25 protein-coding genes and 1 tRNA gene are annotated in these 22,061 nt (G+C 38.0%); all 26 read left to right on the top strand.

What is annotated here, in order from left to right; translation table 11 throughout:
- Positions 1-42 precede the first annotated feature (42 nt).
- The 26 genes from QNJ52_RS03810 to QNJ52_RS03685 all read left to right on the top strand — a co-directional run bounded on the left by QNJ52_RS03810 (position 43) and on the right by QNJ52_RS03685 (position 22,053).
- Positions 43-1,170: a cysteine desulfurase family protein gene (locus tag QNJ52_RS03810; RefSeq protein WP_101140268.1), complete on the top strand. Its 1,128-nt coding sequence runs from the start codon at positions 43-45 to the stop codon at positions 1,168-1,170.
- 11 nt (positions 1,171-1,181) lie between these two features.
- Positions 1,182-2,297 carry a tRNA 2-thiouridine(34) synthase MnmA gene (gene mnmA, locus QNJ52_RS03805; RefSeq protein ID WP_219492280.1) on the top strand — a complete coding sequence of 372 codons (1,116 nt, stop codon included), beginning with the start codon at positions 1,182-1,184 and terminating at the stop codon, positions 2,295-2,297.
- 60 nt (positions 2,298-2,357) lie between these two features.
- On the top strand, positions 2,358-3,017 hold the full coding sequence (locus tag QNJ52_RS03800) for a tetratricopeptide repeat protein (protein ID WP_219492277.1): 660 nt from the start codon (positions 2,358-2,360) through the stop codon (positions 3,015-3,017).
- A gap of 2 nt (positions 3,018-3,019) precedes the next feature.
- Positions 3,020-5,413, top strand: coding sequence for an SF1B family DNA helicase RecD2 (gene recD2 / locus QNJ52_RS03795; protein ID WP_283721913.1), 2,394 nt, complete (start codon positions 3,020-3,022; stop codon positions 5,411-5,413).
- A gap of 247 nt (positions 5,414-5,660) precedes the next feature.
- The gene (alaS, locus tag QNJ52_RS03790) at positions 5,661-8,285 is read left to right on the top strand and encodes an alanine--tRNA ligase (protein ID WP_283721912.1); all 2,625 of its coding nucleotides are present in this window, start codon (positions 5,661-5,663) and stop codon (positions 8,283-8,285) included.
- A gap of 79 nt (positions 8,286-8,364) precedes the next feature.
- Entirely contained in the window at positions 8,365-8,610 is a 246-nt protein-coding gene (locus QNJ52_RS03785) for an IreB family regulatory phosphoprotein (RefSeq protein ID WP_241427516.1), read from the top strand.
- Positions 8,603-9,022 (top strand): Holliday junction resolvase RuvX, encoded by a 420-nt coding sequence (gene ruvX, locus QNJ52_RS03780; protein ID WP_219492272.1) that lies wholly within the window; start codon positions 8,603-8,605, stop codon positions 9,020-9,022. Before QNJ52_RS03785 ends, ruvX begins: the two co-directional genes overlap by 8 nt.
- 15 nt (positions 9,023-9,037) lie before the next feature.
- On the top strand, positions 9,038-9,349 hold the full coding sequence (locus QNJ52_RS03775; protein ID WP_099482913.1) for a DUF1292 domain-containing protein: 312 nt from the start codon (positions 9,038-9,040) through the stop codon (positions 9,347-9,349).
- A gap of 15 nt (positions 9,350-9,364) precedes the next feature.
- Complete coding sequence (gene mltG / locus QNJ52_RS03770) at positions 9,365-10,501, top strand: endolytic transglycosylase MltG (RefSeq protein WP_241427439.1); 1,137 nt, start codon at positions 9,365-9,367, stop codon at positions 10,499-10,501.
- 175 nt (positions 10,502-10,676) lie between these two features.
- Positions 10,677-11,300, top strand: a complete 624-nt coding sequence (locus QNJ52_RS03765; RefSeq protein WP_283721911.1) for an O-methyltransferase — start codon at positions 10,677-10,679, stop codon at positions 11,298-11,300.
- Positions 11,301-11,311: 11 nt separating this feature from the next.
- On the top strand, positions 11,312-12,235 hold the full coding sequence (locus QNJ52_RS03760; RefSeq protein ID WP_219492263.1) for a peptidase U32 family protein: 924 nt from the start codon (positions 11,312-11,314) through the stop codon (positions 12,233-12,235).
- A gap of 23 nt (positions 12,236-12,258) precedes the next feature.
- Positions 12,259-13,521 carry a peptidase U32 family protein gene (locus tag QNJ52_RS03755; RefSeq protein ID WP_219492260.1) on the top strand — a complete coding sequence of 421 codons (1,263 nt, stop codon included), beginning with the start codon at positions 12,259-12,261 and terminating at the stop codon, positions 13,519-13,521.
- A complete protein-coding gene (gene udk / locus QNJ52_RS03750; RefSeq protein WP_219492257.1) occupies positions 13,521-14,141 on the top strand; it encodes a uridine kinase in 621 nt (206 codons plus the stop codon). Before QNJ52_RS03755 ends, udk begins: the two co-directional genes overlap by 1 nt.
- Positions 14,142-14,163: 22 nt before the next feature.
- On the top strand, positions 14,164-14,640 hold the full coding sequence (gene greA, locus QNJ52_RS03745) for a transcription elongation factor GreA (RefSeq protein WP_012657154.1): 477 nt from the start codon (positions 14,164-14,166) through the stop codon (positions 14,638-14,640).
- Between the two features lie 57 nt (positions 14,641-14,697).
- Complete coding sequence (mtnN, locus tag QNJ52_RS03740; RefSeq protein WP_219492254.1) at positions 14,698-15,384, top strand: 5'-methylthioadenosine/S-adenosylhomocysteine nucleosidase; 687 nt, start codon at positions 14,698-14,700, stop codon at positions 15,382-15,384.
- 217 nt (positions 15,385-15,601) lie between these two features.
- The gene (locus QNJ52_RS03735; RefSeq protein WP_283721910.1) at positions 15,602-16,126 is read left to right on the top strand and encodes a YqeG family HAD IIIA-type phosphatase; all 525 of its coding nucleotides are present in this window, start codon (positions 15,602-15,604) and stop codon (positions 16,124-16,126) included.
- A 78-nt stretch (positions 16,127-16,204) separates the two neighbouring features.
- Positions 16,205-16,275, top strand: a tRNA-Gly gene (locus QNJ52_RS03730).
- Positions 16,276-16,387: 112 nt separating this feature from the next.
- Positions 16,388-17,485, top strand: coding sequence for a ribosome biogenesis GTPase YqeH (gene yqeH / locus QNJ52_RS03725; RefSeq protein ID WP_219492250.1), 1,098 nt, complete (start codon positions 16,388-16,390; stop codon positions 17,483-17,485).
- Between the two features lie 10 nt (positions 17,486-17,495).
- Positions 17,496-18,281: a shikimate dehydrogenase gene (gene aroE, locus QNJ52_RS03720; protein ID WP_283721909.1), complete on the top strand. Its 786-nt coding sequence runs from the start codon at positions 17,496-17,498 to the stop codon at positions 18,279-18,281.
- An 11-nt stretch (positions 18,282-18,292) separates the two neighbouring features.
- Positions 18,293-18,586, top strand: a complete 294-nt coding sequence (yhbY, locus tag QNJ52_RS03715) for a ribosome assembly RNA-binding protein YhbY (protein WP_219492245.1) — start codon at positions 18,293-18,295, stop codon at positions 18,584-18,586.
- Positions 18,586-19,164, top strand: a complete 579-nt coding sequence (gene nadD, locus QNJ52_RS03710; RefSeq protein WP_219492242.1) for a nicotinate (nicotinamide) nucleotide adenylyltransferase — start codon at positions 18,586-18,588, stop codon at positions 19,162-19,164. Before yhbY ends, nadD begins: the two co-directional genes overlap by 1 nt.
- Positions 19,142-19,708 carry a bis(5'-nucleosyl)-tetraphosphatase (symmetrical) YqeK gene (yqeK, locus tag QNJ52_RS03705; protein WP_283721908.1) on the top strand — a complete coding sequence of 189 codons (567 nt, stop codon included), beginning with the start codon at positions 19,142-19,144 and terminating at the stop codon, positions 19,706-19,708. The genes nadD and yqeK overlap by 23 nt, the downstream gene beginning before the upstream one ends.
- Before the next feature lie 12 nt (positions 19,709-19,720).
- Positions 19,721-20,074: a ribosome silencing factor gene (gene rsfS / locus QNJ52_RS03700; protein WP_283721907.1), complete on the top strand. Its 354-nt coding sequence runs from the start codon at positions 19,721-19,723 to the stop codon at positions 20,072-20,074.
- Positions 20,074-20,790 (top strand): class I SAM-dependent DNA methyltransferase, encoded by a 717-nt coding sequence (locus tag QNJ52_RS03695; RefSeq protein WP_283721906.1) that lies wholly within the window; start codon positions 20,074-20,076, stop codon positions 20,788-20,790. The genes rsfS and QNJ52_RS03695 overlap by 1 nt, the downstream gene beginning before the upstream one ends.
- A 78-nt stretch (positions 20,791-20,868) precedes the next feature.
- Positions 20,869-21,534: a helix-hairpin-helix domain-containing protein gene (locus QNJ52_RS03690; RefSeq protein ID WP_283721905.1), complete on the top strand. Its 666-nt coding sequence runs from the start codon at positions 20,869-20,871 to the stop codon at positions 21,532-21,534.
- 57 nt (positions 21,535-21,591) lie between these two features.
- Positions 21,592-22,053, top strand: coding sequence for a ComE operon protein 2 (locus QNJ52_RS03685; protein WP_219520878.1), 462 nt, complete (start codon positions 21,592-21,594; stop codon positions 22,051-22,053).
- The last annotated feature ends 8 nt before the right edge of the window (positions 22,054-22,061 follow it).

The following is a 22,061-nucleotide window of genomic DNA, read 5'->3' as shown; positions in this document are numbered from 1 at the left end:
GTGTTAATATAAGTTATTGAAAAAATAGAAAGGATGTTCAATATGAAAGTTTATGCAGATTATGCTGCGACGACGCATGTATCACCAACTGTAGCACAAGTGATATATGATGGGATTACTCAACAATTTGGTAATGCATCAAGTATTCACACAGTAGGTCGTGAAGCACGAAAATTGTTAGATGATGCACGTCGAAATATCGCACGTGAATTTAATGTCGATGCGAAAGAGATTATCTTTACGAGTGGCGCTACTGAATCAAATAATACAGCAATAAAAGGAGCGGCATATCGTCATCAGCATAAGGGGAAGCATGTTATTACTTCTCAAGTTGAACATCACGCTGTACTGCATGTCTTCAATAAGTTAGAGCAAGAAGGATTTGAAGTGACGTACTTACCGGTCGATCGTCATGGTGTGATTAATATTGAAGATCTGAAGCATGCGTTAAGAAGCGATACAATACTCGTCTCAATCATGACCGGCAATAATGAAGTCGGCGCGATACAGCCGATTGATGAAATAGGTGAACTATTATATGGGCATCAGGCATTATTTCACACGGATGGCGTACAGGCAGTCGGTCATATGCCACTCGATTTTCGTGCATTGAACATAGATTTGTTCACTTTAACTGCTCATAAATTATATGGACCTAAAGGTGTTGGTTTACTCTATGTTAAACAAGGTGTGGATTTAGAATATCAGCAGCTTGGAGGGTCTCAGGAGACGAAGCGTCGTGCAGGAACGGAGAATATCCCTTATATTCTTGGGATGACACAGGCGATTAAAGAAGCACATGAAAACATGACAGAACGCAATGTGAAACTTGTTAATTTAAAGATGCACTTTATTAATGCATTAACTGAACGTGATATTCCATTCGAAGTAAATGGCGACTTGAACAATCAGTTACCTCACATTCTTAATCTTTACTTTCCGTTTAGTGATGTAGAGATTATGTTAACGCGTCTTGATATGGCTGGTGTATATGTATCAAGCGGTTCAGCGTGCACAGCAGGCAGTATCGAACCATCACATGTCCTCACAGCAATGTATGGTGAGGATAAGCGTACGAAGCAGTCCGTTCGCTTTAGCTTCTCGTACACAATGACAGAAGAAGAAATTGAATTTATCGCACAAAGTATACAGGAAATATATAATAATTAAGGATTGATAACATGGATAACAGTAAAACAAAAGTGGTAGTAGGAATGAGTGGTGGCGTTGACAGTTCTGTTACAGCTTTACTGCTGAAAGAACAAGGGTATGACGTTATCGGTATTTTTATGAAGAACTGGGATGATACGGACGAATTTGGTGTATGTACAGCGACTGAAGATTATGAAGATGTGATTCGTGTATGTAACCAGATCGGCATACCGTATTACGCAGTGAACTTTGAACAGGAATATTGGGACAAAGTGTTTACGTATTTCTTAGATGAATATAAAAAGGGACGTACACCAAATCCTGACGTGATGTGTAACAAAGAGATTAAGTTTAAAGCATTTCTTGAGCACGCAGTGAAACTTGGTGCGGATTATGTTGCAACCGGTCATTATGCGCAAGTAAGACATACAGAAGACGGTGTAGAAATGTTGCGCGGCGTCGATAACAATAAAGATCAGACATATTTCTTAAACCAGTTAACGCAAGAACAACTCTCACGTGTGATGTTTCCACTTGGACATCTGCAAAAGCCTGAAGTGCGTGAAATTGCTTTGAAACATGATTTAGCGACAGCAAAGAAAAAAGATTCTACGGGCATATGTTTCATCGGTGAGCGAAACTTTAAAGAATTTTTAAGTGGATATTTACCAGCACAAAACGGTGAAATGCAGACGTTGGATGGTAAACCGATGGGCACACATAGCGGTTTAATGTACTATACGATTGGACAGCGACACGGATTAGGTATCGGTGGAGACGGAGATCCTTGGTTTGTCGTAGGTAAAAACTTGAAGGATAACGTTTTATATGTTGAGCAGGGATTTGATCATGATGCGTTATACAGTGATTATTTAATCGCATCTGATGTATCGTTTGTAAATCCTGTTGATTTAACGACGCCACTTGAATGTACTGCGAAGTTCAGATATCGTCAGAAAGATACGAAAGTTACAGTTGAAAAAATTGATGATAACACAATTAAGGTAACGTATGCAGAACCTGTGCGTGCAATTACACCGGGTCAAGCTGTTGTGTTTTATGACGGAGAAGTGTGTCTCGGCGGTGCAACAATTGACGATGTATATAAGACGTCAGGACAGTTAGAATATGTAGTACAGAATTAGAAGACAATTTGTCTTCTTTTTTTATAGTTTGATATAATAGTAGTATTTGGAGGTTATACAATGGATGATAATCAGTTAATGGAATTAATTAAGAATAAAAAGTATGAAGCGGCGTTAAAGTTATTATTTGAAGCAATTGAGTCTGAGCCTGAAGAGGTGACGCACTATATTAATGTTGGTACGATCTTGTTTGATACAGGTAAGCTTGAAGAGGCAGAGCGTTTCTTCCAGAAGGCGATCACTGTTAATCCTGAGCATGGTGGCGCTTATTACGGCTTAGCCAATATTTATTATAATGCTGAACGATTTGATGAAGCGGTGAAGTTGTATCAGAAGGCGATAGCGTATGAGCTGCAGGATGCGGATACGTATTATATGCTCGGTATGTCGTTCGTTAATCTAGGTGAGATGAGTAGCGCATTGCCGTATTTGATGCGTGCACATGAGCTAAATGATGCAGATATTGAGATTGCATTCCAATATGGTCTCGTGATGTGTCAACTTAGTATGTATGGTGACGCTGTCGAGATGCTACAGCGTGTAATGGATCAGGACGCGTCTCATGCGGATGCGTTATATAATTTAACGCTTGCACAATATATGATTGATGAAGATGCAGATAAAGCGATTGAAGGGTTTAAGCGTGTGTTAATGGTGAGTCCGGATCATATGCTTGCTGGTCACGCTGTTAAGCAATTCGAATTACTTAAGGAGGAGTAGCATTGGAAAATATGACTTTGTTTGAGCAATCCTTTGTAAAAGGGACAATAACGAGAATATTATTTTATAACAATGATAATTTCTATACTGTGCTGAAAGCTGAAGTGATTGAATCAAATGAAGATTTCGATGATGATGCTACGATTACAGGATACCTTCCGCAAATTGCTGAAGGTGATACATATACTTTTACCGGTAAGATTGTAACGCATCCGAAGTACGGAAAGCAGCTACAGGCGGATAAATTCGAGAAGGATATGCCACAGTCGCGTGACGGTATTATTCATTATCTATCAAGTGATCTGTTTAAAGGAGTCGGTAAGAAAACAGCGAGAACGATTGTAGAAGTACTTGGTGAAGATGCACTGAACATTATTCTTGATGATAAAAGTAGTCTTGACCAGGTGCCGAAGTTATCAGATGAGAAGAAAGAATTAATCTATAGTACGATTCATGATAATCAGGCAATCGAGAAGATTATGATTCGACTGAATGAATTTGGTTTCGGGCCACAGCTTGCGATGAAGATTTATCAGTTCTATAAGGACGATACGCTAAAGGTGATTAATGAATCCCCGTATCAACTCGTGATGGATATTGAAGGTATCGGATTTAATAAGGCGGATGAACTGGCAGGGAAACTCGGTATCGATAACAATCACCCAGAACGTCTGAAAGCAGCGCTCGTGTTTACGATAGAACAAGCCTCTAACCAGAATGGACATACATATATTCCAGACCAGGTATTACTTGAAACAAGCTTCAATCTACTGACGAAAAATGGCAGTAAAGTCAATCCTGATCGTCTCGTTATCGCACTCACTGAACTGACAGAGGAACATAAGCTCGTTGAACATGAGAAGAACATCTATATCCCGAGTCTATTCTATTCTGAAACAAAAGCTGTACAAATATTGCATCGATTAATGAATCATAAGGATCAGGTGAAACAATTCGAACAGTCAGAAGTGTTGATGGCAATTGGGGATCTGGAAACCTTGTTTGAAGTCAGCTATGCAGAACGTCAGAAAGATGCACTTGTTACGGCGATGAACGCTAAGCTGATGATTCTAACGGGGGGTCCTGGTACAGGAAAGACAACGGTAGTGCGTGGTATTGTGAATTTATATGCCGAGCTGCATGGCTTAAGTCTCGATTATGATGACTACGACGGACAGGACTATCCTATTGTCGTCGCAGCACCAACTGGTCGTGCATCGAAGCGTCTTCAGGAATCGACAGGACTTGAAGCGACGACGATACACAGGTTAATTGGATGGACGAAAGAAAATAAACCGGACGATGTGCTGGAAACCGAAATTACAGCGAAACTGGTCATTATTGATGAAATGTCAATGGTTGATACGTGGCTCATGTTTCAATTGATGAAGGCTGTACCAAACGATGCCCAGATTATATTTGTCGGTGACCAGGACCAGCTCCCATCGGTCGGTCCGGGGCAAGTATTTAAGGATATGATAGATGCACAAATTATGCCTCAGATTGAGTTGAACGAAGTGTACAGGCAGCAGGAAGGTTCATCAATCGTTGAACTTGCACACCAAATTAAGCGTAATGAACCATTTGATATTACGAAACGCTATAACGATAGAAGCTTTATCCCGTGCTCAAGCAATCAAATACCAGATGTGATTGAGAAAATTGTGCGTAGTGCTGTGAGTAAAGGGTATGATATGCGTGACATACAAGTACTCGTACCGATATATAGAGGACCAGCAGGTATACGTGCGCTGAACAAAGTGCTGCAGGAAATATTGAATCCAAGTGATGAAAACAAGCGTGAACTGCAGTTTGGAGATGTTTGTTTCAGAACGGGTGATAAGGTTCTGCAGCTTGTCAATCGACCTGAAGATAACGTATTTAATGGTGATATCGGAGAAGTTATCGGCATCTTTATGGCAGCTGAGAATGCATTAAACAAAGATGTTGTGATTGTTGACTATGATGGTAGTGAAGTAACGTATACGAAAGCAGATTTAATGGAAGTTACGCATGCATACTGCTGTTCTATTCATAAGTCTCAAGGTTCGGAATTTCCGATAGTAATCATGCCGGTTGTCAATCAGTACTACAGAATGCTGCAGAAGAATATACTATATACCGGATTAACGCGTGCGAAACAATCACTTATTTTTTGTGGAGATATACAGGCTTTTAATGAAGGGATAAAGCGTATCGGTAACGCAAGGTTTACAAGCTTCTATCAGTTCCTTATCGAATATTTTAAGACAGATGAAGCGGATGATACACAGCATGTTAATTCAGATGGAAACATATTGCCATTCAATGTTGGTGAGATGACAGAAGACAATATGCATCTCGTTGATCCGATGATCAACATGGAAGGCATTACACCATATGATTTTATAAGTTGACGATTACTGCTTATTTTTTTATAATTTATGTAATTCAATATACTTTAAAGGTGAGTAAGCAAACCGTACTTTTATAGAGACATATCGGCTGGTGAGAGATATGATGTACGTCTGCTGAAGCTACTTTAATAGTTGTAAGTGAATAACGAATGAGTGATGACTTTGTCATAACTAGGGTGGTACCGCGAACACGTTCGTCCCTTTTTTAGGGAGAGCGTGTATTTTTTTAACTAGAGGAGAAGATAAGATGAAACGTTTAACAGCTGCAGAAATAAGACAGATGTATTTAGATTTCTTTGTAGAGAAAGGTCATATGATTGAACCGTCAGCACCATTAGTGCCAATTGATGACGATACATTATTATGGATTAATTCGGGTGTTGCGACCCTTAAGAAATACTTCGATGGACGTGTGATTCCACGTAATCCAAGAATTACGAACGCACAAAAATCGATTCGTACGAATGATATTGAGAATGTTGGATTCACTGCACGTCATCATACATTTTTTGAGATGCTCGGGAACTTCTCGATTGGGGATTATTTTAAGAAAGAAGCGATTGAATTTGCATGGGAATTCTTAACGAGCGAGCGATGGATGGCCATTGAACCTAAAAAGTTATATGTAACGATTCATCCGGAAGATACAGAAGCATATGATTTATGGGTCAATGATATCGGATTAACAGATGACCATATCACACGTATTGAAGGTAATTTCTGGGATATCGGTGAAGGACCAAGTGGACCAAATACTGAAATCTTCTATGATCGTGGAGAAAGCTATGGTCAAGATGATCCAGCTGAAGAAATGTATCCGGGTGGAGAGAATGAGCGTTATCTAGAAGTATGGAACTTAGTATTTTCTGAATTCAATCATAATCCAGATCATACGTATTCTCCGCTTCCAAAGCAGAATATAGATACTGGGATGGGATTAGAGCGTATGGCGTCTATTTCTCAAGATGTTCCGACAAACTATGATACAGATTTATTTATGCCGATTATCGAAGCAACAGAACAAATTTCAGGGCGTAAATATCGCGATAATAAAGAAGATGATGTTGCATTCAAAGTCATCGCTGATCATATTCGTACGGTAAGCTTTGCTATAGGAGATGGTGCATTGCCTTCAAATGAAGGTCGAGGCTATGTGTTACGTCGTTTATTACGTCGTGCGGTGCGTTTTGCACAGAAGATTGATATTAATAAACCGTTCATGTACGAGCTTGTTGACATTGTAGCTAGCATTATGAAACCATATTATCCTGATGTTGATAAGAATAAGAATTTTATCAAGAAAGTCGTGAAATCTGAAGAAGATCGTTTCCATGAAACTTTAGAAGAAGGTTTAGTGCAGTTCAATGCACTTAAAGATAGTGCTAAAGCTTCTGACAATGTCTTAAAGGGTGAAGATGTCTTCAAACTGTATGATACATTCGGTTTCCCTGTTGAATTAACGGAAGAGCTTGCTGAAGAGGCGGGCGTGAAAGTTGATCATGAAGGTTTTGAAGTGGCGATGGAAGCCCAGCGTACACGTGCCCGCGAAGCACGTCAGAAGACACAAAGTATGCAAGTACAAAATGAGGTGTTATCGAATATTAAAGTTGACAGTAAGTTTGTCGGTTACGATACATTAACGACGGATACTGTCATTACTGCATTATTACAGGATGGTGTTGAAGTAGAAGAAGCAGACGACCGTTCTGATGTGCAGTTCGTCATGGCAGAAACGCCATTTTATGCTGTAAGTGGTGGACAAGTTGCAGATAATGGTATTGTTACAGGTGAAGGTTTTGAAATTGAAGTGACAGAGGTTACGAAAGCACCGAACGGTCAAAACTTACACACAGGTACAGTGCGTTTTGGTAAAGTAACGAAATCTGCAGTGAAAGCAGCGGTGAATGCAGAATTCAGAACATTCGTCATTAAAAACCACAGTGCAACACATTTAATGCATCAAGCCTTAAAAGATGTGTTAGGCACACACGTTAATCAGGCAGGATCTTTAGTTACGCCTGAGCGTTTACGTTTTGACTTCTCGCACTTCGGACCTGTTACAAAAGAAGAAATTGCAAAAGTTGAACAAATTGTTAATGAAAAAATTTGGCAGAACATACATGTGGAAATCAACGAGATGCCGATTAATGAAGCAAAGACAAAAGGTGCGATGGCATTGTTCGGTGAAAAGTATGGGGACATTGTACGTGTTGTTGAAATGAGTGATTATTCTATCGAACTATGTGGTGGTGTCCATGTCCGTAATACAGGTGAAATTGGATTGTTCAAGATTGTATCCGAATCTGGAACAGGCGCAGGTGTTCGCCGTATTGAAGCTGTTACAAGTAAAGCAGCATTTAATTACTTATCTGAGTTTGTGGATACAGTAGATACGTTACTGCCAGTTGTAAAAGTAAAAGCTAAAGAACAGTTAACTGAAAAAGTAAATGAGATAACTTCAGTGATGAAAGAGCAAGAAAAACAAATTATTCAGTTGAATAAAGAAATTTCTGCTTTAAAGATGGGTGATATCTCAGATAATATTAAAGAAATCAATGGCATAAAAGTGTTAAGTACTGAAGTAGAAGTACAAGACGCTAAAATGTTACGAGAACTTATGGATGACTATAAATCGAAAGTACAAGATGCAGTCATCTTCCTAGTCGCTGCAACAGATAAATTAAGCTACATGGCGAGCGTTCCTAAGGCTTTAACGGATAAAGTTAAAGCAGGAGACTTAATTAAAGCAGTGGCACAGGAAACTGAAGGTAAAGGTGGCGGACGCCCAGATTCAGCTCAAGGCGGAGCGCCGAACCCTAAAGACGTTACGAAAGCATTACAATTCGTTAATAGTTACATTAATCAATTGTAATTAAAATGTTATCTATAGTATGATGAATGTGTATCAGGTCATACTAAAAGGAGTGTTTCAAGTGGAATTTGACAAGACGATGAAATTTAACATCGAAGACTTACCCAAAGAAGAAGTTCGCACCGTATTATTAAATGTCTACAATACGCTGGAAGAGCGCGGATATAACCCGATTAATCAGATTGTTGGCTATTTATTATCGGGTGATCCAGCCTATATTCCTAGACATAATGATGCACGTAATCAAATTCGCAGATTAGACCGTGACGAAATTATGGAACAACTTGTATCAAGTTATATCAATTCAGAGAAAACCAATGCATAAATCAATAGGACTAGACGTCGGCTCAAAGACTATAGGTGTCGCTCTTAGTGATGCTATGGGATGGACTGCTCAAGGTTTAACAACACTCCGTATCGATGAAGCGAATGAAGATTATGGAATTGAAGCACTTAAAGAAATAATAGAAACAAATAATGTAACTACGGCGGTAATCGGACTCCCTAAAAATATGAATAACACGATTGGTCCAAGTGGAGAGGCATCACTGCACTTTAGTGAAATGTTAAAGTCAAGTTGTCCTGAACTTGATATCATCATGTGGGATGAGCGACTTTCTACAGTTGGTGCTGAGCGTAGTTTGCTTGAAGCCGATGTATCACGTAAGAAACGTAAGCAAGTAATCGACAAGATGGCAGCAGTATTTATACTGCAAGGTTATCTTAACTCTAAATAGAAAAGGATGATAAACATGACAGAAAACAATGAATTAAACCAAGGAACATTAGATATTAATAACGAAGAAGAGCTATTAACATTATTTGATGAAGAAGGTAACGAAGTATTATACCGTAAACTATTAGAATTCTATCACCCTGAATTTGAGAAGACATACATTATCTTAGCTGAAGAAGGCGCAGATGAGGAAGAAGAAATTGAATTAATTCCTATGATTAATGAGCCTAGTGAAGACGGTGAAGGTGGTAAATTACTACCAGTTGAAACAGATGAAGAGTGGGATATGATTGAAGAAGTTGTAAATACGAACTTTGACGGAGAATAATAGAAGGAGACTGTGATGACAAACAGGAACAAAGAAATTAGAGATTCAAAGACGTTCTCTAAACTTCTTTCTTCTATTATCATTGGTATTATTTTATTAGGCGCTGTTGTATTAGGTATTGCAGGCTTTATATATTTTAATGCAAGTCAAAAGCCACTGGATCCAGGAAATAAGACGGTAACGAAAGTTGAAGTGCTTCCGGGTGAAACGGCAACGATGATTGGAGAAAAGTTAGAGAAAAAGAAAATCATTAAGAATAGTAAGATGTTCAAATATTATTTAAAGTTTAATAATATTTCTAACTTCCAGGCAGGGAATTATGAATTCTCACCCTCAATGACTTATGATCAAATCGCAAAGAGCTTACAAAAAGGTGAAGTATATCTACCTGTACTATTCAAGATGAATGTGCCTGAAGGGATGACGATGGATCAAATTGCTGATATCGTATCTAAGAAGACGGATATCTCTAAGGAAGAATTTATGAAGACTGTAAATGATAAAACTTTTGTTAAAAAGATGATGCAGAAGCATCCGAAGTTAGTTACAGATGAAGTATTAGCTAAAGATATCAAGTCCCCTCTAGAAGGTTATTTATTCCCGGCTACGTATGATTTTACTGAAGAGAACCCAACGGTTGAACAAGTTGTTGACAAGATGCTTACTGCCATGGAGCATAATGCCTTTCCTTTATGGGATAAGTATGGCGGTATTATTATTACTGAAGCAGGCAAAGAAAGGAAACTTACTTTCCATGAATTTTTAACATTCAGTTCTCTTGTGGAGCGTGAAGCGACAGGATTAACAGACCGTGCGAAAATTGCATCAGTATTTATTAATCGTATGGGTGAAAATCCAGAAATGCCTCTGCAGACAGATCCAACTGTACTATATGCACTTGGAAAGCATAAAGCAGTAACTTATGAAGCAGACTTAAAAGTGGACTCCCCTTATAATACGTACATTCACACAGGATTACCACCTGGACCGATTGCAACGAGCGGTACTGCGTCTATGGAAAGTGTATTAAACCCGGCGAAAACGGATTATTTATACTTCTTAGCAGATAAAGACGGGAAAAACTATTTCTCTAAAACATTAGATGAACATTTAGAGAAAAAAGATAAACATATTGATAGTGTTGAAAATTAATAATTAAAATCCGGGTGGTGACTTTTCGTCATTGACCGGATTTTAATTATATACATAACGTTTGTTAATGAATTACCTATTACATTTTCTACTAAAATGTGATACAATACTTTGAAAATAAATTTTCTACTACCAGCCGTGTGGTTGGTAATTTTTTCGTTAAAGGATTGTTTAGATGATTAAAGAAGCAACATATATCAGTAATTTAAATCCAGTAAATGATATTGATACGTTAATTCAATATGCAATTGATAATGAAGTGCCAATTATGGATAAGATTTCTGTAGAATTTGTTAAACAGTTGATTCGAATTCATAAAGCGCAATCTATTCTTGAAATAGGTACAGCAATTGGATATAGTGCTTTGCATTTTGCTTCTGTAGATGATGCGATTCATGTTACGACGATCGAACGTAATGAAACAATGTATCAAACAGCGTTGTTAAATTTTGAGACGTTTAACACGAAGCAGATTAGACCGATATACAAAGATGCACTTGAAGCATTTCATGATGTAAATGATAGACAGTATGATATATTGTTTATCGATGCCGCAAAAGCACAGTCGATGAAGTTTTTTGAACTGTACAGTCCACTCGTAAGACGAGGGGGATTAATTATTACGGACAACATTTTATATCATGATTTTGTTGGTAATATTGAAATTGTACGCAGTAGAAATGTAAAACAGATGGTACGTAAAATTGAAAAATATAATACGTGGTTAAGTGAACACCCGGATTATGATACAAACTTTCTTGATATCGGCGATGGCATGAGCATATCAATTAAGAAATAAAGGAGAACACAATGACAGAATTATTAGTAACACCAAAATCGTTATTACATATAGATGCATTAATTGAAGCGGGTGCTGATGCATTTTTAATAGGTGAGTCAAAGTTTGGATTAAGACTTGCCGGTGAATTTAATAGAGAAGAAGTAAGACTTGCTGCTGAGAAAATTCATGCACATGGCAAGAAGGTGTATGTAGCAGTTAATGGATTATTTCATAATGAACATTTAGATGATGTTGAAGATTATATGAAGTATCTGCATACATTAGACATTGATGCGATTAGTTTCGGTGATCCGGCGATTGTCATGTATGCACGCGAACTTGGAAATACGATTCCATTACAGTGGAATCAAGAGACGCTCGTAACTAATTATTTCCAATGCAATTACTGGGGTGAGCGTGGCGCGAATCGCGCAGTGCTAGCACGCGAACTCTCATTAGAAGAAGTAATGAATATTAAAACGCATGCGAATGTTGAGATAGAAGTGCAGGTGCATGGAATGACATGTATGTTCCAGTCAAAACGTAATTTACTCGGGAACTACTTTATGTATCAAGATAAAGTAATGAAGATAGAGAATAGAGCACAAGCTGATAGCATGCTGTTATATGATGAAGAGCGTAATAATAAATATCCAATCTTTGAAGATAGTAATGGAACGCATATTATGAGTCCAAACGATATTTGCGTCATCGAAGAATTAGAAGAGCTGCTTGAAGCAGATATCGATAGCTTTAAGATTGACGGTGTATTGCATAGTGAAGATTATATTACGACAGTAACGAGAGCTTACCGTCAGGCAATCGATCTATTTAACGAAGACCCTGATCTATATGATGATGCGAAGTTTGATTTAATCGATATGATTGAAGAAATCCAGCCTGAACATCGTCCACTTGATCAAGGATTCTTATTTAAACAAACTGTTTACTAATATGGAAATTAAGGAATGATAATATGAAAACTGAAATGGAAATCATCAATCAGCAACCAAAAATTAAAAAGCCGGAATTATTAGCGCCTGCTGGAAACCTTGAAAAGTTAAAAATAGCAGTACATTACGGTGCCGACGCTGTCTTTTTAGGTGGACAGGAGTATGGTCTGCGCTCTAATGCTGATAACTTTACAATAGAAGAAATCAAAGAAGGCGTTGAATTTGCCAACCGATATGGTGCAAAAATATATATAACAACAAATATTATTGCTCATGACGAGAACATGCCTGGATTAGAAGAATATTTACAGAAGTTAGAAGGGGCTGGGGCAACAGGTATTATCGTTGCAGACCCGTTAATTATTGAGACGTGTAAGCGCGTCGCACCGAAATTAGAAATCCATTTATCAACACAGCAATCATTATCGAATGTTAAAGCCGTTGAGTACTGGAAATCTGAAGGGTTAGAGCGTGTTGTATTAGCACGTGAGACTAGCGCAGAAGAAATAAAAGAAATGAAAGAGAAAATAGACATCGAGATTGAAGCGTTTATTCATGGTGCAATGTGTATTGCATATTCTGGGCGCTGTACATTAAGTAACCATATGACAGCACGAGACTCAAACCGTGGTGGCTGTTGTCAGAGCTGTCGCTGGGATTATGATCTTATTACAGTTAATGATGGTGAACTGGATGTAGCTTATGAAGGAGATAACGTAACACCATTTGCAATGAGTCCAAAAGACTTGAAGCTTATTGAAAGCATTCCGAAGATGATTGATATCGGTGTTGACTCACTTAAAATTGAAGGACGTATGAAATCAATCCATTATATTGCAACGGTTGTATCCGTTTATCGTAAGGTCATTGATGCTTATGTCAATGACCCGGAAAACTTTAAGATTGATCCAGAATGGTTAGTCGAGCTTGATAAATGTGCGAACCGTGATACAGCCTCTGCTTTCTTTGAAGGTGTACCAGGATTTGAAGAGCAGATGTTTGGACACGAGCAATCTAAGAAAACACCGTATGATTTCTGTGGTTTAGTACTAGATTATGATGAAACAACTCAAATTGCGACCATTCAGCAACGTAATAACTTTAAACCAGGTCAGGAAATTGAATTTTTCGGTCCGGAAATTGAAAATTTCAGACAAGTTGTAACTGAAATTGTCGATGAAGAGGGCAATGTATTAGATGCTGCCCGCCACCCGTTACAAATTGTACAAATTAAAGTAGATCATCCGGTCTATCCGATGAATATGATGAGGAAGGAACTGAACTGATGAGCAAAACGACGATTATCGGCATTGCGGGAGGATCAGGTTCAGGTAAAACTTCCGTGACATCTAAGATATTAAAGAATCTAGAAGGATATAGTGTTGCTCTCATTGAGCAGGATTACTATTACAAAAATCAGGATCATCTCACCTTTGAAGAACGTCTAAAAACAAACTATGATCATCCTTTTGCGTTTGATAATGAACTGCTCATTCAAAACTTGAAAGATTTGCGTAATGGTAAGACGGTAGAAGTTCCGACATATGATTATTCAAATCATACAAGAAGTGAGAAAACGATTACATTTGAACCAAAAGATGTTATTATAGTAGAAGGCATTTTTGCACTGGAAAATAGCGATCTTCGTGACCTCATGGATGTGAAGATCTATGTAGATACCGATGCCGATCTAAGAATACTGCGTCGTATCGTCAGAGATATTAAAGATCGCGGACGCACGATGGAATCTGTTATCGATCAGTATTTGACGGTGGTAAGACCGATGCATAATCAGTTTATCGAGCCAACCAAGAAATATGCTGATATTATCATTCCAGAAGGTGGAAGTAATTCAGTTGCAATCGATATAATGACAACAAAAATACAATCATTAATTCAAGTTTAGAATTAGGAAAGAAGGATTATTTATGGAAATGCAAAAAGAGTACCCAATGACACAAGAAGGTTTTGACAAATTAGAAGTTGAATTAGAACATTTGAAGACAGTACGTCGTCCTGAAGTTGTAGAAAAAATTAAGGTTGCGCGTAGCTTCGGTGATTTGTCTGAGAACTCTGAGTATGATGCAGCAAAGGATGAGCAGGGTTTCGTTGAACAGGAAATTACAAAAATCGAAATGATGTTACGTCATGCTGTAATCATTGAAGATGACGGTTCAAAGTCAGAGGTACAAATCGGTCGAACTGTAACATTTGCAGAAGTACCTGGAAATGAAGAAGAATCATATAAGATTGTCGGTAGCGCAGAAGCTGATCCATTTGAAGGTAAGATTTCTAATGAATCGCCAATTGCTAAAGCGTTACTTGGTAAAAAAGTTGGCGATGAAGTGAACGTGCCGCTTCCAAACGGTAATGAAATGCGAGTAAAAATTGTTGAAATTAGCTAAATAAATGTTGAAAAGGTTGAGCAGGTGTCCTTTGAACCTTTTATGTGGAGGAAAATTATGATTGGTATTATTGGTGCGATGGAAGAAGAGGTTGCAATTTTAAAAAGTGAAATACAAAACTTAACGACTGAAAAAATTGCACATGTTGAAATTTATAGAGGCTTACTTTTGGGCAAGGAAGTTGTTCTGATGCAAAGCGGTATCGGTAAAGTGAATGCAGCCATTTGTACAACTTTACTGATTTCTAATTTTAAACCAGACTATATTATCAATACAGGTAGTGCAGGTGGTTTAGGTTCAGGACTTACGGTTGGAGATGTATTAGTGAGTACAGATGTTCTGCATCATGATGTAGATGCAACTGCATTTGGGTATGCACAAGGTCAGGTGCCGATGATGCCTGAAACTTATAAAGCAGATGACATGCTAATAGATAAAACTAAACGTGCGATATCCAAACATAACTATACTGCACAAACGGGTTTAATCGTTTCAGGAGATAGCTTTATCGGCTCAGCTGAGATGAAAGCATCGATATTAGAGAAGTTTCCTGACGCAATGGCTGTTGAGATGGAAGCAGCGGCAGTTGCACAGACGTGTTATCAGTTTAATACACCATTCATCATTACGCGCGCTGTAAGTGATTTAGCAAATGGTGAAGCTGAGATGAGTTTCGAGCAATTTTTAAAAGTAGCTTGCGTATCAAGTTCTAACATTGTAAAATCATTATTAGAGACATTATAATAAGCTAGGGGGCTTATATATGATATTTATTATGGCATTAGCAGTGATTGCAACTTCTATTATCGGTTTTGTAATCTATAATGGAACTGAAGTAGATTACGCTCCAAATCAAGAAATCGAATAAGTTGTACAGAGCGAATCAATCGTTTGGTTCGCTCTTTTGTTTTACAGAAGGAATAGTGGGTATCATAAATGTAATAAATATAAGAGGTGTATCATGGGAATATTTAAAAAATATTTGTTACCAAGCAAGTATGCAAAGTCAGTATTTGAAATTACGCCGGAAGAATTAACAGGCAGAGGTGTAAAGGCAATAATAACTGATCTCGATAATACGTTAGTCGGCTGGGATGTTGAACTTGCTACGCCTGAAGTGATTGAATGGTTCAATGGTATGCGTGAAGCAGGCATTCAAGTGACGATTGTGTCGAATAACAATCAAGCACGTGTAGCAACGTTTGCAACACCACTTGAAGTTGATTATATCTTTGGAGCACGTAAACCAATGGGACAAGCATTTAAGAAGGCTGTAAAGGCGATGAATGTGAAACCGGCAGAAACAGTTGTTATCGGTGATCAGATGATGACGGATGTTCTAGCTGCCAACTCAAATGGATTCTACTCTATTATGGTCGTCCCGGTCAAAGCAAACGACGAATGGAAAACGAGAGTGAACCGTATGATGGAGCGTAAGTTTTTAGCGTACTTTAAGAAAAAGGGATATATCACGTGGGAGGATTAATTTTATATCGATAATGTAAAATTAATCCTTTACTTTGTAAAATAATTTTTGTATTATTATCTTACAAAGTTGATATATGCGGGTGTAGTTTAGTGGTAAAACCTCAGCCTTCCAAGCTGATGTTGTCGGTTCGATTCCGATCACCCGCTTCTAAATAGGATGGGACGTATGTCTCGTCCTTTTTTATTGTGACTTGCAATACTAATAACATCATTTATGATAAAATATACAATAGTGAGTTTAATAATGGAGGAATATAATTTGAGTGAACACATGAAATGTATCGGTTGCGGTGCAGAACTTCAGTCAGATGATCAGAATAAACCTGGATATGTACCTGCTTCAAGTTTAAAGAAAGAAGACGTCATATGCAAACGTTGCTTTAGATTAAAGCATTATAATGAGATTCAGGACGTAAATATGACAAGCGATGACTTTTTAACGATGTTAAATGCATTGAGCGAAAAACAAGGAATCATTGTTAATGTGATAGATGTATTTGATTTTCAAGGTTCATGGATTAACGGATTAAAGCGTATCGTAGGTAATAAGAAGGTCATCATTGCTGCGAACAAAATGGATCTATTACCGAAACTGATTAACAAACGCCGTGTAAAACTATGGATTGAAAAACAGGCGAAAGCACTTGGTATGAATCCAGATGACGTCGTATTAATTTCGGCACAGAAAAATCACGGTATTGAAGAACTGCTTGAGTCGATTGAAACTTTAAGATCAAATCAGGACGTCTATGTTGTAGGGACGACAAACGTCGGTAAATCGACTTTAATTAATAAATTGATTGAGACGAGCGTGGGTGAGAAAGATGTTATTACGACAAGTCACTTCCCGGGCACAACGCTTGATTTAATCGATATTCCACTCGATGAACATTCATTTCTGTTTGATACACCGGGTATCATCCAGGCACACCAGATGACCCATTACGTTACTGATAAGGAACTCAAAGTAATTATGCCAAAACAAGAAATCAAGCCTCGTAACTTCCAGTTAAACGAAGGACAGACGTTGTTTCTAGGAGGCTTAGTACGCGTTGATTATGTGTCTGGAGGTAGAAGAAGCTTAAACTGTTTCGTAAGCAATTTACTGAACATTCATAGAACAAAGACAGATAATGCGCAAAGTTTGTGGCATCGTCAGATTGGTGAACTATTAGTACCCCCCGGTAGTGGCGAATTTGATTTTGATAATGTGAAGCAAGTTCAGTTATCTGTGAAAGAAGAGAAACAGGATATCATTATTTCAGGCCTCGGTTTTATTACGGTGGATAAAGGTGCGCAAATCATCGTACATGCACCGAAGCAAGTTGATGTATATTTAAGACCGAGCATATTGTAGAGGTGACATTATGAAATTTGCAGTTATAGGTCATCCTATTAAACATTCACTATCACCGTTGATGCACCATGCCAATTTCAAAGCGTTGCAAACTGATGATGAATACACTGCACTTCACATCAATCCGAAACACTTTCATCATTTGAGAGATATTATTCACGAGAAGGCCATTGACGGCTTTAATATTACGATTCCGTATAAAGTGGATATGTTGCAAGTTGTGGATGTAGTAGACACAAAAGCGCAGATGATTGGTGCAATTAATACGGTGCACATTAAAGATGGTGTATGGTATGGCTATAATACAGACGGTGCAGGATTTAAAGCATCTATAGAGGAACATATTGGTGGAAAGAATATTGTCGTACTCGGGGCTGGTGGTGCGAGTCGAGCGATATGTTATACGTTATTTAAAGATAATAAAGTTACTGTACTGAACAGAAATTGTAATCGTGTTGCAGACTGGCCGTTTCAAATAGACGCTTACAAGTATGAGGAGAGTGACGTGATCATTCAGCAAGCGGATATTGTTATCAACACGACACCGGTCGGGATGGAGGGATTTATGTCGGAGACTTTAATCGATATAGCCCAGTTGAAGTCAAGTGCTGTCGTATGCGACATTATATATACACCTGACACGACACCGATACTGCAAAGTGCAGCACAACGAGGATTAAAGATTATCAACGGCCTTGATATGTTTGTGAATCAAGGTGCGCTGAGTTATGAAATATGGACTGGTAAGCAAGCGAATAAAGCAGCGATGAAACAAGCTGTAATAAATCATTTATAAAGGAGCACATTATGTTAACAGGAAAACAAAGAAGATATTTACGCGCAAAAGCTCATAATTTGGACCCAATCTTTCAAATTGGTAAAGGTGGTATTAGCAATAACTTAATTGAGCAATTAAATGATGTACTGGAAAAACGTGAACTCATAAAAGTCAGTGTATTGCAGAATAATATGGATGATAAAGAGGAGCTTGCAGAAACAATTGCACGCCGTGTGTACGGGGAGCTTGTACAAGTCATCGGTTCGACAATTATTCTGTATAAACCTTCAGTAAATCATAAAAAAATAGAACTCCCACGCTAATGGAAATCATACTTTACGGTGGCTCATTCGATCCTGTTCATATTGGTCATGCATTTGTTGCAAATGAAGTGTATCAGCAGTTTAGACCAGATAAATTTATCTTCATGCCAGCAGGACAAAGCCCGCATAAAACATCAAGACCAAACGTATCAGATCAACATCGGTTAAATATGATAGAACAGACGATTGAATATTTAACTTTCGGTGAAATTGATACGTTTGAAATAGAGCAGTCAGGAAAGAGTTATACGTATCATACTGTTTTATATTTGAAGGAAAAGTATAAAAATTGCACGCTAAAAATATTAATCGGATATGATCAGTACGAAGCGATTGATAAATGGTACAATCTAGAAGCAATTACTTCACTTGCATCGTTCATCGTCGTGAACAGATCGCGTGATGAACTGAATTTAAGAGAGCCTTTTATACCTTTTACATTGCCAAGGATGGATGTGAGTGCTACTGATATTAGGAAGCGTATGCTTAATGGACAGTCAGTGAAATGCTTACTACTAGACGATGTAGAGAAGTATATTAGAGAGGAGCACTTGTATGAAGAGAAAAAAAGCGATTAAATTAGTAGAAGAGAAATTACCTAAGAAGCGATTTGAACATTCATTACGTGTTGCTGAAACAGGTGTTAAACTCGCTGAAATGTTCGGTGGTGACAAAGATGTCGTAGAGATTGCAGGGATATTGCACGATTATGCAAAGTATGATGATTTAAGCGTACTTTATCAGGCAGTGACACATTATGAACTTGATAATGAACTACTGGCTTACAACTCAGAAATATTACATGGACCTGTTGCAGCTGAAATTATGAAGCATGAACATCATATTGAAGATGAAGAAATATATCATGCGATCTATCATCACACTTGTGGCCGTAAGCAGATGAGATTAAATGAAAAAATTATATTTGTGAGTGATTATATTGAGCCGGGTAGAACACAGCCTGGTGTTGATGAGATTAGAGACATCGTGTATAACGAGCAAAATTTAGACAAAGCAATATATGAAATTTCAAAACGTACGACACTCTATTTAGTTGAAAATGATAAGACAATTTATCCGAAAACGATTGAATGTCTTAATTATTATAATTTACAAAGATAAAGGATGGATTTAATGAATAGTAAAGTATTATTGGAGCTTGCATTTAATGCATGTGATAACAAACGAGCAGAAGATATTATTGGTATAAATGTCGCAGATGTAACGGGTGTTACGGATTATTTTGTAATCTGTGAGGGAAATTCTGATCGACAAGTACAAGCAATTGCACGCGAAGTTAAAGACGAAGCACAAAAGAATGGCATTGAAGTTAACCGTCTGGAAGGATTTAATGAAGCGCGTTGGGTACTTGTGGATCTTGGAGATGTTGTAGTGCATGTCTTCCATCATGAAGAACGTGATTATTATAATTTAGAGAAATTATTCCGAGATCAGGAAATCATTACGTACGAGTCGGAAACGATATAATGGAATACGGGCAATTTGCGCACATCTATGATCGATTTATGTATGATCAGCCTTATGACACCTGGGCACAGATCGTTCAGCGATATATCCCAGCAGAGGGCTCGATTCTAGATGTTGCGACGGGGACAGGAAAGTTATTGCAGCTCGTCACTGCCAATGAAAAGATCGGTGTCGATCTAAGTGAGGATATGCTTGCTGTTGCTCAGCATAATGTAGGCAATGCACAATTTATTGCACAGGATATGACTGAACTTAATCTTGCGAAATCATTCGATACGATTACGTGTTTATGTGACAGTCTAAACTACCTGCAAGATGAAGATGCTATAGCCCGCACATTTCAAAATGTGTATGCGCATCTGAAACGTGAAGGTACATTTATTTTTGATGTGCATAGTGTTCAGAAGTTTGAGCGCTACTTCAATAATGCAACCTATAGTGACGATCTATCAGACGTTGTGTATATATGGCATGCCATTAAAGGTGAGACACCATTTTCTGTGTATCATGATATGACCTTTTTCGTATCAGATGGAACACGTTATGATAGATTCGATGAATCTCATGAACAACGGACGTTCCCGATTGATTTCTATAAGATGCAGCTCGAACAGGCAGGATTTGATATCGAGAGAGTATTCTTTGATTTTAATGAAGCGCAAGTGACGGAAACTGACGACGTAGAACGCGTATTTTTTGTCGCAAAAAAACGATGATAGATAAAATAAATTTTAAATTGTTACAAATAAGAGATTTTGTTCACTTCCTGATATAACTATTCAGGAGGTGTTTTTTTGCAGAAATTATTAAATTTCGGGACGCTACTAGACAGATACAATGTGAACAAGCAGATGATCGGATTAACAATCGTAACCTTTATCGTTGGGATGATTGTATTGATGAAATCAATATCAAGTACAGAAATTAGTGAGGAAGAAATACAACAACCGGCTGAAACTTCTGAGGTAGCCTTACAGAAGGAAGAAGAGACTGAGGAAAGTGCAGCACAGAATATTAAAGTTGATGTGAAAGGCGCTGTCAAGTATGGCGGTGTCTATGATGCACAGCAAGGTGAGCGTGTACATGATGTATTAAAACATGCTGAAGTACTGCCGAATGCAGATCTGGAGGCAGTGAACTTATCTCAAGAAGTACGTGATGCCCTTGTGATCTATATTCCATTTAAAGGTGAAGTGAAGACGGACAAATATACGCTCTATCAGAATACCGGGGGTCATCCTGAAAGTAATTCTGGAAGCAACGTACAGAGTAAGATTAATATTAATCAGGCAGAACAGTCTGAGCTTGAGGAAATACCTGGAATTGGTCCGAAGAAAGCGCAGGATATTATTAAGTACAGAACAGATAACGGAGGGTTTAAAGCTATCGAAGAAATTAAAGAAATACGAGGTATAGGAGACAAGACATATGAAAGTTTAAAGGAATATATAGAAGTATGATTGATTTAGCATAAATATCATATTACAATTGTATCAAAATGACTTGGAGTGGATGTTATGGAACGTATACAGTGGAAAGAGTACTTTATGGCGCAAAGTCAGTTGTTAGCATTACGCTCAACGTGTACAAGACTCAGTGTCGGTGCAACAATTGTCAAGGATAATCGTATTATCGCAGGTGGATACAACGGTTCAGTATCAGGTGAAGTGCACTGTATAGATGCAGGATGCTATGTTGAAGATGGACACTGTATCAGAACGATACATGCCGAGATGAATGCATTATTACAATGCGCTAAAATGGGTGTAACGACTGAAGGCGCTGATATTTATGTCACACACTTTCCGTGTATTCATTGTACGAAGTCACTCATTCAGGCAGGCATTAAGAAAATTTACTATGCAGAGGATTATAAGAATCATCCTTATGCCATAGAACTGCTGGATAAGAATCACGTTGATACTGAGAAGATTGACTTTAATCCACAGCATGTTGTCCATTATTTTGAACAAATGTAGAACGGAGG

Source organism: Macrococcus sp. S115 (assembly GCF_030067655.1).
Lineage (GTDB): Bacteria > Bacillota > Bacilli > Staphylococcales > Staphylococcaceae > Macrococcoides > Macrococcoides psychrotolerans.
The sequence above is the reverse complement of the archived record's forward strand: the minus strand, read 5'-3'. Positions and strand labels throughout refer to the sequence as shown.